We start from the raw sequence: 10500 nt of genomic DNA, 5'->3' as shown, positions 1-10500 counted from the left end.
GCGGCGGGGGGCGACTCGGGCGCCGAAACCGGGCGACTCGCGGGGGTGGGTGTCTCGTCGAAGCCGCGGGCGGCGAGGGCGAGCACCGCGTCCACCGCGGCGCGCGCCTCCTCCCCCGAGGCGGCGACCTCGATGCGGTGCCCGTGCAGGGCCGCCAGGGTGGCCACCCGGGCGAGGCTCGACGCGGGCGCCCACGCCGAGTCGGTGGTGGCGTTGCGCAGCCGCACCCGGGCGCCGTCCAGCTCGCGGACGAGCGCGACCAGGCGGGCCGCGGGGCGGGCGTGCAGGCCGTGCGGGGTGGACACGGTGAAGCTCTCGACGATCTCCGGCTGCGCCGCCGGCTCGGGCGCCTCCGGCTCGGGTGTCGCGCCCGGCTCGACCGGCGCCAGCTGCGCGAGCTTCCCGCTCAGCGCCCCGGCGGCCTCCGCCGCCACCTCCGCCCGGTCGGCGCCGCCCGCCGCGGCCACCGCGGCCACGACGAGGCCCTCCACCAGCGGGGCGGGGCACAGCAGCACGCGGTCGCGGGCGTCCGGGTCGTCGAGCAGTTCCAGTGCCAGCTCGGCGGAGAGCACGGCGCTGCCGAGGTCCATCAGCACGACGACGCCGGACCCGGTGTCGGCCGTCCCGATGGCCGCGGCGATGGCCACCGCGTCGGTGCCGAGCGCGCCGTCCTCCACCCCGGCGGCCACCTCGATCGGCAGGCCGCCCGGCGCCATCTCCCTGGCCAGCTCGACGGCCGCGTCGGCCAGCGCCCTGCTGTGCGAGACGACCACGAGCCCGACCGGAGGGGTCACCGGCCCTCCCGCCGCCGCGGCCCGGACGTGCTCATCCCAGCGTGTCCGCCGCCGCGGCGATCAGCAGCGCGGCCGACGTGGCCCCGGGATCCTGGTGCCCGATGCTGCGCTCGCCGAGGTAGCTGGCCCGGCCCTTGCGGGCCTGCAACGGGGTGGTGGCGTCGCGCCCGGCGGCCGCCGCGGCGGCCGCGGCCCGCAGCGCACCCGCGAAGTCCTCCCCGCCCAGCGCCGCATCGAGCGCGTCGACAGCGGGCGCGAGGGCGTCGTACATCGTCTTGTCGCCCGCCTCCGCCTTGCCCCGCGCGACGATCCCGTCCACCCCGGCGCGGAGCGCGGCCGCGAACCCGGCCTGGTCGAGCGCATCGGTGGCCCCGGCAGCGGTGGCCATCCGCAGGAAGAACGTGCCGTAGAGCGCGCCGCTGGCACCCCCGACGGAGCTCACGAGCGTCATGCCGGTCTGCTTCAGCAGCGCGGCGGGACCCTCCGGCGGGCTCCCGTCGAGCTTCGCGAGCACGGCCTTCAGCCCGCGGGCGAGGTTGGACCCGTGGTCGGCGTCGCCGATCGCCGAGTCGAGCCGGGTGAGCATCCCCTCGTTCTCGGCCACCGCGGTGGCGAACGCCCGGATCCAGCGATCGATCCCGGCGGCGTCGATCGTCGCGGTCGAGTCGGCCATCACGCTCTCCAGCCCATCAGACGTCCCTGTCCTCTCGCTCGCCTACACGCCCCAGCGCAGCCCCGGCGTGCGCACCGGCGCATCCCAGAGCCGCAGCATGTCCTCGTCCAGCTTCAGCAAGGTCACCGAGCAGCCCGCCATCTCCAGGCTCGTGATGTAGGGCCCCACCAGCGACCGGACGACGGTCACCCCGGACTTCGCGAGGATCGTCGCCACTTCGTTGTACATGAGGTAGAGCTCCAGGAGGGGGGTGCCACCCATCCCGTTGACGAACGCGAGCACGCCGTCACCACCGGTGAAGTCCAGGTCGCTCAGGATCGGCTCGACGAGCATCTCGGCCACCTCGCGGGCGGGCGCGGTGGGCACCCGGCGGCGCCCGGGCTCGCCGTGGATCCCGATGCCGATCTCGATCTCGTCGTCGGGCAGGTCGAACGTGGGGCGCCCGGCGGCGGGCACGGTGCACGACGTGAGCGCCATGCCCATGCTGCGGCCCGCGGCGTCGACCCGGCGGGCGACGTCGGCCACCGCGGCCAGGTCCCGTCCCTCGGCCGCGGCCGCTCCGGCGATCTTCTCGACCAGCACGGTGACCCCGACGCCCCGCCGACCGGCCGTGTACAGGCTGTCCTGCACCGCGACGTCGTCGTCGGTGACCACGGCCACCACCTCGACGCCGGACTCGGCGGCGGCGAGCTCGGCCGCCATGTCGAAGTTCATCACGTCGCCGGTGTAGTTCTTGACGATGTGCAGCACCCCGGCACCGCCGTCCACGCCGCGGGTGGCCGCCATCACCTGTTCGGGCACGGGCGAGGTGAAGATCTCACCCGCGCAGGCGGCGTCGAGCATGCCGGGACCGACGAAACCACCGTGCAGGGGTTCGTGGCCCGAGCCGCCGCCGGACACCAGCGCGACCTTCCCCTGGACCGGTGCGTCGGCCCGGTAGATGATCTTGTTCTCGTGGTCGATCCGCAGCTCGGGATGCGCCGCGGCCATCCCGAGCAGAGCTTCCGAGACGACGTCGGCCGGGTCGTTGATCAGCTTTTTCACAGCGGTCCCTCTTCGACAGATCATCAGTGAAAGTCGAACTACCTGCGGCGTAAGCTACGCCGCTGTGGGTGCAGGCACTACCGCTCCGATCGGCGTGGGCATCGGCTTGGCCGCTGTCGCCCGCCCCGCGTACATCACCTCCGGGCGCGCCTTGGACCTGGGCGGACATCGGAGCATCGAGGAGCTACGGGCCCGCACCACGGCGGTGCTCGACACCGCGTACGCCGCAGGTGTGCGCTATCTCGACGCTGCGCGTTCCTACGGGCGCGCCGAGGAGTTCCTCGCCGGCTGGCTCGCCGCCCACCCCGAGATCGACGACGTGGTGATCGGGTCGAAGTGGGGCTACCGGTACGTCGGCGGATGGCAGCTCGACGTGCCCGTCCACGAGGTGAAGGACCACTCGCTCGCCGCCTTCACCGAGCAGCTGGCCGAGACCGCGGCGCTGCTCGGGCCGCGGCTGGCCATCTATCACGTGCACTCCGCCACGCTCGACACCGGCGTCCTGGACGACACCGCGCTGCACCGGGCGCTGGCCGCGCTGCGCGACCGCGGGGTGCGGGTGGGCGTGTCCACGTCGGGACCGGGCCAGCCGGAGGCGGTGCTCAAGGCCCTGGACGTGGAGGTGGACGGCGCCCCGCTGTTCACCTCGATCCAGGCCACCTGGAACCTGTTGGAGCAGTCCGTCGGTCCCGCACTGGCCGAGGCCGCCGCCCGGGGCGCTCTGGTGATCGTCAAGGAGGGGGTCGCGAACGGGCGGCTCACCCCGGGCGCGTCGGACACCCCGCCCCGCGTCGTGGAGATCGCCGAGCGGCTCGGCGTCCCCCTCGACCAGCTCGCGCTCGGCGCCGCACTGGCCCAGCCATGGGCGTGGTCCGTGCTCTCCGGTGGGGTCACCCCCGCGCAGGTGGAGAGCAACGCGGCGGCCGCCGCGGTGCAGCTGCCCGAGGACGTGCTGGCCGAGCTGGGCGAGCTGGCGGAGGACCCGAAGGCCTACTGGTCCGCGCGCGCATCCCGCGCCTGGAGCTGACCGCCCCCCTCCGAGGTTCAGGAAAGCCACGTTCCTGCCCTGTGGGGGCCTGAAAGTGGCTTTCCTGAACTTCCGCGCGGGCCCGCCAGCGCCGTCACGAGGGGGCCCAGCGCGTCGAGGCTGTGGGCGCTGACCACCTCGTCGCAGTACGGCCACGCCGCCGCCATGCCTCCGGCGAGCGGCTGGTAGTCCTCGTGGCGGGTGCGGGGGTTGGCCCAGACGATCCGGTACGCGACCTGCCGCAGGCGGGCCATCTCCCGGCGCAGCTGCTCGGGGTCACCGGTCTCCCACCCGTCGGACAGGATGAGCACCACCGCGCCGTGGGCCATCCCGCGGCGCCCGTACTCGTCGTTGAACCGGGCCAGGGCCTCGCCGATGCAGGTGCCGCCGGACCAGTCGGGGGCCAACAGCGCCGCCCGGCGCAGCGCGACGGCCGGGGTGGAGCGGGCCAGCGCCCTGGTCAGCCTGGTCAGCCGGGTGGCGAAGGTGAACACCTCGGCGCGCTGCGCGCCTGCGGCGCAGTAGAGCAGCTGGATCAGGGCGCGGGCGTAGGGCTCCATCGAGCCGGAGATGTCGCAGAGCACCACCAGCCGCCGCGGACGGGTGCGGGCGCGACGGCGGGCGAGGCGCACCGGGTCGCCCCCGGTGCGCCCGGCCGCGCGCAGTGTGGAGCGCAGGTCGATGCGGTCTCCGTGGGAGGCCCGGCGCATGCGGCGGCTCCGGCGGACCGGCGTGGCCACGCGCAGCGCCCGCATCGCGCCGGTCAGGCGGGCGAGCTCCTGCGCCGAGAGCGCCTCGAACTCCCGCCCGGCGAGACGTTCCGTGGCCGCCGCCGAGGCCCGGAGGGGCGCCTCCCGCTGCGCCCGTTCGCCGGTCGGAGCCGCCGCACGCGGCATGCCCCCGCCCGTGGCCTGGTCACCCTGCGGGTCGCCCCCGGAGGGCGGGGTCGCCGGTGCCGCGGCGAGGGGCGGGGCGTTCGGGTCGCCGCGGGGCCCGGCGTCGTCGCCCACGCCCTCGAAGACCGCGGCGAACACGCGGTCGAGCAGCGGGAGCTGCTCCGGGTGGGAGACGAGGGTGGCCACGGCGCAGTGTCGCAGCCGCCGCGTCGTCGTCGGCGCGACCTCGACGACGGCACGGGCGAACCGCGCCGCCCGATCCGGCCCGACGGGCAGCCCGGCGTCGTGGCAGACCGCGGTGAACCGGGCCACGAGCGCGGGGAGATCGCCGCGGGTCACCCGGCGCCGCCCGGGGCCCCACCGGGTTGCGCGCAGCCGCCCGGGTCAGGCACCGGACACCAGCGAGCCCAGGCCCGTCGCCCGGGCCAGCCGGGCGTCCTCGTCGTACTTCAGCACGGTGCCGAGCGTGCGTTCGGCACCCGCCTCGTCGAGGGTGGTGATCCCGAGGACGTGCAGCGCGGTCGTCCAGCCGATCGCCTCCGCCACCCCCGGCTTCTTCTGCAGTTCCAGCCCGCGCAGCCGCTGTACGGCCGCCGCGACCTGCCCGGCGAGCCAGCCGGCCGCCTCGGGCACGCGGCGCCGCACGATCTCCTCCACGCGGTGCTCGTCGGGGTAGCCGATCCAGTGGTAGAGGCAGCGGCGTGTCAGCGCGTCGTGCAGGTCGCGGGTGCGGTTGGAGGTGAGCACGACGACCGGCGCGACGGTCGCGCGGCGGGTTCCCAGCTCCGGGATCGTCACAGCGGAGTCGGCGAGCGCCTCGAACAGGAACGCCTCGAACTCGTCGTCGGCGCGGTCGATCTCGTCGACGAGCAGCACCGCGGGCCAGGCCCCGGATGCGTGATCGCGGCGAGCAGCGGGCGGGGCATCAGGAAGGCCTCGGTGAACAGGTCCGAGTCGGCGAGGTCCTCGCCGCGCGCCTCGGCGAGCCGGATGGCCAGCAGCTGGCGGGGGTAGTTCCACTCGTAGAGCGCCTCGGACGCGGTGAGGCCCTCGTAGCACTGCAGCCGCAGCAGCGGCGTGTCCAGCACGGCCGCGAGCGCGGAGGCCGCGGCGGTCTTGCCGACGCCCGGCTCGCCCTCCAGCAGGATCGGCTGGCGCATCCGGACGGCGAGGAACAGCGCCGTGGCCAGGGCGTCGTCGGCGAGGTAGCCGGCGCCGTCGAGCGCGGCGGCGAGCCCGTCGACGCTCTCGACGGCCGCCCCGCCGGTGTCGGTCACCGGGGGAACCGCTGCGGGTCGTCGAGGAACGCCTGCCGGCACCCGGTGCCGCAGAAGTACGTGGTGACGCCGCCGTGCTGGGCGGAGATGCTCGCCGCCGTCACGGCCACCTGCATCCCGCACACCGGGTCGAGAGCCACCCCGGACACGGGGCCTGCGGTCGCGGAGCCGTCCTCCGGCCGGGCGACCTCCGGCCGGTGCTCGACGATCTCGGCGAACACCGACAGCGCGATCTCCGGAGCGGTCCGCGCCCCGATGTCGAGCCCGGCGGGGGCGTGGATCCGCCCCCGCAGCGCGGGTGCCACCCCCAGCGCCGCGAGCTCCTCGAGCACCCCGGCCGCGCGGCGCCTGCTCGCCACCAGCGCGACGTAGGAGACGCCCGCATCGAGCGCCGCCCGCAGCACCGCGGCCTCGTCACGCCCGTGAGAGGCCACGACGACGGCGGAGGTGTCCGGCGCGATCGGGGTGGTGGGGTCGATGCTCGCCCGCACGTCCCAGTCCAGGGCGTGCCCGACCCGCACCAGCGCCCTGGCCACCGGCGCCTCGCCGTACACCGACACCAGGGCGGGCGGGATCATCGCCTCCAGGAAGATCTCGAGCGTGCCGCCGGACAGGCACGGGTTGCCGACGGTGCGCACGCCCTCCTCCGCCGCCTGGTCGTCGTCGGCGCGCGGGGTGATCCGCAGCAGCCCCGACTCGCCCGCCTGCAGCAGCCGCAGGCTCTCCAGCCGCACGGTGGACTCCGCGCAGGCACCGCCCACGAAGCCGTCGATCGTGCCGTCGGCCAGCACGAGGGCGCAGTCCCCCGGTTTCGCGCTCGTCGGTCGCTCGGCACGCACCACCGTGGCCAGCACGAAGGGGGTGCGCCCGGACCGCAGCCCGGCCACCCGCGACAGCAGCTCGGCTCTCATGATCGCTCTCCGATCGCCAGGTCCGTCCGCAGCGGCGTGCCCTGCAGGGCGCGCCACACCTGCGCCGGGTGAGCGGCATGTCGGCGTGGCGTACGCCGATCGCGTCCAGCACCGCGTTGACCACCGCGGCGGGCGAGCCGACCGTGGCCGACTCCCCCACGCCCTTGGCCCCGATGGGGTGGTGCGGCGACGGCGTGACCGTCTCCCCCAGCTCCCACGACGGGCACTCCATCGAGGTCGGCAGCAGGTAGTCCATGAAGGACGCCCCGAGGTGGTTGCCGTCGCGGTCGAACGCCATGAGCTCCATCAGCGCCATGCCGATCCCGTCGGCCAGGCCGCCGTGGATCTGCCCTTCGACGATCATCGGGTTGATCCGCACGCCGCAGTCGTCCACCGCGACGAACCGGCGGACCTGCACCTGCCCGGTGCCCGGGTCGACGTCCACGACGCAGATGTAGGCCAGTACCTTGGCGATCTCGGTCTTCCCGACGCCAGGCTCACCCTCGAGCAGGAGCGGGCGCCGTAGCGACAGCGCGACGAACACGGCCGTGGAGAGGCCCCGATCGGCGAGGTAGTCACCCCGGCGCAGCGTCTCGGTCAGCTCGGCGACGCTGGTGGGTGGGCTCACGTCTGGGTCCTCCGGCTGCCGAGATGCGAGCAGGCTGGCTGGCTTCGGGGCGGTCAGGGCTTCTTCTGCTCCGACGGCTTCATGACGAGATCGCGCAGGCTCGTGGCACCGGGAGCGAGCTTGCCCTCGCGGGCGAGCCGGTCGCGCCACGCGCTGCGCAGCTCGTCGCCGACCGGACCGGCGGTGGAGTCGGCGTCGGCGCCGCCCTCGGCAATCCCGCCGAAGCCGATGTTCTTCATGTTCTTGCAGACCTTGGTGGTGCTCGGTGCCTCGATGTCGGTCCCGCTCTGGCGCTGCGCGTTCCAGATCCCGCGCAGTACCGGCAGCGCCTCGCCCTCGGGCGCGTCGTGATGTTCATGGGTCATGTCGAACCCTCCTCGCGGCACTGCGGGAAGACACCAGGTTAGTCGGCTGGTCATGGTGCTGGAGCAGCCGACGAGGGGCAATCGGCGAATAAGCCATTGCTTAGCCGTGCGCGGGGTCACAATCGCCGCATGACGTTGACGCAGCTGAGCGCCTTCGTGCTGGTCGCCCGGCTCGGGTCGGTGAAGGCCGCCGCCAACGCGCTCGGGGTGAGCGAGCCCGCGGTCTCCCAGGCGCTCGCCGCGCTGCGCAAGTACCTCGACGACCCCCTGCTCACGCGCAGCGGCGGCGGGATGGCGATGACCGCGGGCGGGAGCAGGCTGCTGACCATCGCCGCGCAGATGGTGTCGCTGGGCGCCGAGGCCGAGTCGTCGGTGCGGTCGGCGAAGGGTGCGGCGGAGCAGCTGCGCCTGGTCGCGCCCAGTGCGATCGTCGAGTTCGTCGCGGGCCCGCTGGCCGACGCGTTCACCGCCCGCTCGGCCGGGTCGATCGAGGTGTCGGCCGGGGTGTCGGCCACCGCGGAGATGGCGGTGCTGGTCTCGCAGCGGCTCGCCGACGTGGCGCTCGGCCCCTACCTCGGCACCGACCGCAGCCTCGGGCTGGTCAGTGAACCGATCTTCCGGTGCCGGCTCGTGGTGCTCGCGGCGCCGGACGCGCGGCTGCGCGGAGCGCCCGCCACCTGGCAGTGGCTGGTCGAGCCGGGAGCCACCGATCCGGGCAGCGACGTGAGCAGGTTGCTGCGCGGGCTCGGCGTCCCCGAGTCGCGCCTCAGCGTCTTCCCCAACCAGACCGCGGCGTGGGACGCCGCGGCGCGCGGGGCCGGCGTCGCCCCGGGGATCGCCCACCTCGCCGTCCACCAGCTGCGCAGACGCGAGCTGCAGGTCGTGGACGTGCCGGGCACTCCGATGGAGCTGTGCTGGCATGCCACCACGCCGCCCGTCGACCGGCGCTCGGTCGCCGCCGCGTCCCTGCGGCACTTCCTCGGCACCCCCGAGGCGATGAAGCTGCTGCGCTCCCTCGGTGCGGGCGTGCCGCCGTCGCGGTTCCGGCCACCGGTGTACGTCACCATCTGGAGCTGACCAGGCCGGATCCGCGGCCCCCCATCTCCCCCGTTCCACCTAGTCGCACTACTGCATCCAGGGTGCGCACGATGGGCCGGCCGCGTGCAATTTCGCGCGCATTCCGTGAGCGGTTGCTCACGTGGCGTCAGATGGTTGTAGCCTCGCCGCTCGTCCGCCGCTCCCCCCGGGCGACTCCCCAGTGACGAGGTCTCAGAAACGGTGCAACGCACGATGTGGAGATCAGTCCTCGATACGCTCCCCCGCGGTTACAACATCGGTGAACGGGACTGGCAACGCCGCCACCGGCTCCTGCTGGCAGTGCTCGCCGCGCACGTCCCGGGCCTCGTGCTGTTCGGCGTGCTCATCGGACATTCACCGCTCACGGTGCTGTACGTGCTGGTCACGCCGCTGGTCTGCCTTCTGCTCGGCTCCCGGCTACGGCAGCGTCGGCGGGCGGCGTCGGTGCTGGTGACGGCGGGGCTCGTCTACTCCTCGGCCGCACTGGTGGGACTGTCCGGCGGCGCCATCGAGGCCCACTTCCATTTCTTCATCATCATCGGGTTCATCGCCCTGTACCAGGACTGGGCGCCTTTCCTTTTCAACATCGTCTTCACGGTGGTCAGCCACGGGATCGGCTCCGGCTGGCACCAGAACCTGATCTTCAACCACCCGGCCGGGCAGGGGAATCCGTGGCTCTGGTCGGCGATCCACGGCATCGCCGTTCTGTTCGCCTGCGCGGGAATGATGTTGTTCTGGCGGATCACGGAGGAGTCACAGCGGGAGAAGGACATCCTGTCCCGCCGGCTCGCGAACGCGGAGATCGGCCGCCGCCAGTTCACCTCCGACCTGCTGGTGAACCTCGCGCGGCGCAACGAGAGCATGCTCTACCGCCAGCTCGACATCCTCAACCAGCTCGAGGAGTCCGAGCGCGACCCCGACGCGCTGGCCGAGCTGTTCAAGCTCGACCACCTCGCCACCCGCGTCCGGCGCAACGCCGAGAGCCTGCTGGTGCTCTCGGGCGAGAAGCCGTCCCGCACGTGGAGCGAGCCCGTGCCGCTGCGCGACGTGCTGCGGGCGGCGGTGGCGGAGACCGAGCACCTGGATCGTGTCGTGCTGGTCGTCGACGAGCAGCCGGCGGTGTTCGGGCAGACCGTCACCGACCTGACGCACCTGATCGCCGAGCTCACCGAGAACGCCGTACGGTTCTCCCCGCCTGACACCGTCGTGACCATCCGCACCTGCCCCGACCGCGGCGGCCGCGGCGGGCAGCTGGTCACGGTGGAGGACTGGGGTGTCGGGATGCCCCGGGACGAGCTGGCGTCGGCGAACGCGCTGCTCGCCGACCCGCCCGAGGTCGACCTCTCGGTCGCACAGCGTCTGGGGTTCCACGTCGTCGCCCGGCTCGCCGTCCGGCACCGCATCCGCGTCTCGCTCACCGCCAGCCCCGGGTCCGGTGTCACCGCCGTGATCGCGCTGCCCGCCGGGGTGATGGAGTCGCCGCGGCTCGTGCCGATGGTCGCCCCGCCGCCCCGGCCTGCCGAACCCGATCCCGTCGGGCACGAGGGGACCTGGGAAGGCTGGTGGGACCAGAACGCCGAGGCCAGGACGGAGCCCGCTCTGCTGGCCGTGATGGTCCCGGCCCCGCGGTCGGTTGCGACGGCCCCGGGCCTGCACGCGGCTGCGACCATCCCCGGCCCGCGCCCGGCCGGCACTGTCCCGGTCACGGAGCCGCGCCCGGCCGGCACTGTCCCGGTCACGGAGCCGCACGCAGCCGGCACCGGGCCCGATCCCCAGCCTCCGGCGACGGACCCCGCCCCGCAGCGAGC

Annotated in this window: 9 protein-coding genes and 2 pseudogenes; 3 read left to right on the top strand and 8 right to left on the bottom strand. The window is 74.2% G+C overall.

The window, feature by feature from the left end:
• The 3 genes from dhaM to dhaK all read right to left on the bottom strand — a co-directional run.
• A partial coding sequence (gene dhaM / locus HF577_RS34610) for a dihydroxyacetone kinase phosphoryl donor subunit DhaM (RefSeq protein ID WP_312859574.1) occupies positions 1 to 794 on the bottom strand: 794 nt, incomplete at its 3' end.
• Between the two features lie 31 nt (positions 795 to 825).
• Complete coding sequence (dhaL, locus tag HF577_RS34605; RefSeq protein WP_211175294.1) at positions 826 to 1467, bottom strand: dihydroxyacetone kinase subunit DhaL; 642 nt, start codon at positions 1465 to 1467, stop codon at positions 826 to 828.
• Between the two features lie 42 nt (positions 1468 to 1509).
• Entirely contained in the window at positions 1510 to 2511 is a 1002-nt protein-coding gene (dhaK, locus tag HF577_RS34600) for a dihydroxyacetone kinase subunit DhaK (protein ID WP_169400220.1), read from the bottom strand.
• Between the two features lie 64 nt (positions 2512 to 2575).
• Here dhaK and HF577_RS34595 point away from each other — a divergent pair, with 64 nt between their 5' ends.
• Entirely contained in the window at positions 2576 to 3538 is a 963-nt protein-coding gene (locus HF577_RS34595; RefSeq protein ID WP_312859573.1) for an aldo/keto reductase, read from the top strand.
• A 17-nt stretch (positions 3539 to 3555) separates the two neighbouring features.
• Here HF577_RS34595 and HF577_RS34590 read toward each other — a convergent pair whose 3' ends face one another.
• From HF577_RS34590 to HF577_RS34570, 5 genes and pseudogenes are all read right to left on the bottom strand, one after another.
• Positions 3556 to 4773 carry a vWA domain-containing protein gene (locus tag HF577_RS34590; RefSeq protein WP_312859572.1) on the bottom strand — a complete coding sequence of 406 codons (1218 nt, stop codon included), beginning with the start codon at positions 4771 to 4773 and terminating at the stop codon, positions 3556 to 3558.
• Between the two features lie 45 nt (positions 4774 to 4818).
• Positions 4819 to 5711 (bottom strand): annotated as a pseudogene (locus HF577_RS34585) (AAA family ATPase).
• A complete protein-coding gene (locus HF577_RS34580) occupies positions 5708 to 6622 on the bottom strand; it encodes an XdhC family protein (protein WP_169400218.1) in 915 nt (304 codons plus the stop codon). The pseudogene HF577_RS34585 and the gene HF577_RS34580 overlap by 4 nt, the downstream one beginning before the upstream one ends.
• Positions 6619 to 7082: pseudogene (locus HF577_RS34575) on the bottom strand (molybdopterin cofactor-binding domain-containing protein); the annotation flags it as partial. The pseudogene HF577_RS34575 and the gene HF577_RS34580, both read right to left, overlap by 4 nt.
• Before the next feature lie 221 nt (positions 7083 to 7303).
• Positions 7304 to 7615 carry a hypothetical protein gene (locus HF577_RS34570; protein ID WP_169400217.1) on the bottom strand — a complete coding sequence of 104 codons (312 nt, stop codon included), beginning with the start codon at positions 7613 to 7615 and terminating at the stop codon, positions 7304 to 7306.
• A 129-nt stretch (positions 7616 to 7744) separates the two neighbouring features.
• Here HF577_RS34570 and HF577_RS34565 point away from each other — a divergent pair, with 129 nt between their 5' ends.
• Entirely contained in the window at positions 7745 to 8692 is a 948-nt protein-coding gene (locus tag HF577_RS34565) for a LysR family transcriptional regulator (protein WP_169400216.1), read from the top strand.
• Positions 8693 to 8905: 213 nt separating this feature from the next.
• The coding region (locus HF577_RS34560; RefSeq protein WP_246267843.1) for a sensor histidine kinase at positions 8906 to 10500 on the top strand (1595 nt) is incomplete at its 3' end.

This window comes from Pseudonocardia xinjiangensis, assembly GCF_012911925.1.
Classification (GTDB): domain Bacteria; phylum Actinomycetota; class Actinomycetes; order Mycobacteriales; family Pseudonocardiaceae; genus Pseudonocardia; species Pseudonocardia xinjiangensis.
Note: the sequence above shows the minus strand (reverse complement) of the source record. Positions and strands in the feature narration are given on the sequence as shown.

Excerpts from the sequence above, each read along its gene's own strand:
- dhaL (WP_211175294.1), bottom strand. The coding sequence starts at position 1,467 with ATGGCCGACTCGACCGCGACGATCGACGCCGCCGGGATCGATCGCTGG.
- HF577_RS34565 (WP_169400216.1), top strand. The coding sequence starts at position 7,745 with ATGACGTTGACGCAGCTGAGCGCCTTCGTGCTGGTCGCCCGGCTCGGG.
- HF577_RS34570 (WP_169400217.1), bottom strand. The coding sequence starts at position 7,615 with ATGACCCATGAACATCACGACGCGCCCGAGGGCGAGGCGCTGCCGGTA.
- HF577_RS34580 (WP_169400218.1), bottom strand. The coding sequence starts at position 6,622 with ATGAGAGCCGAGCTGCTGTCGCGGGTGGCCGGGCTGCGGTCCGGGCGC.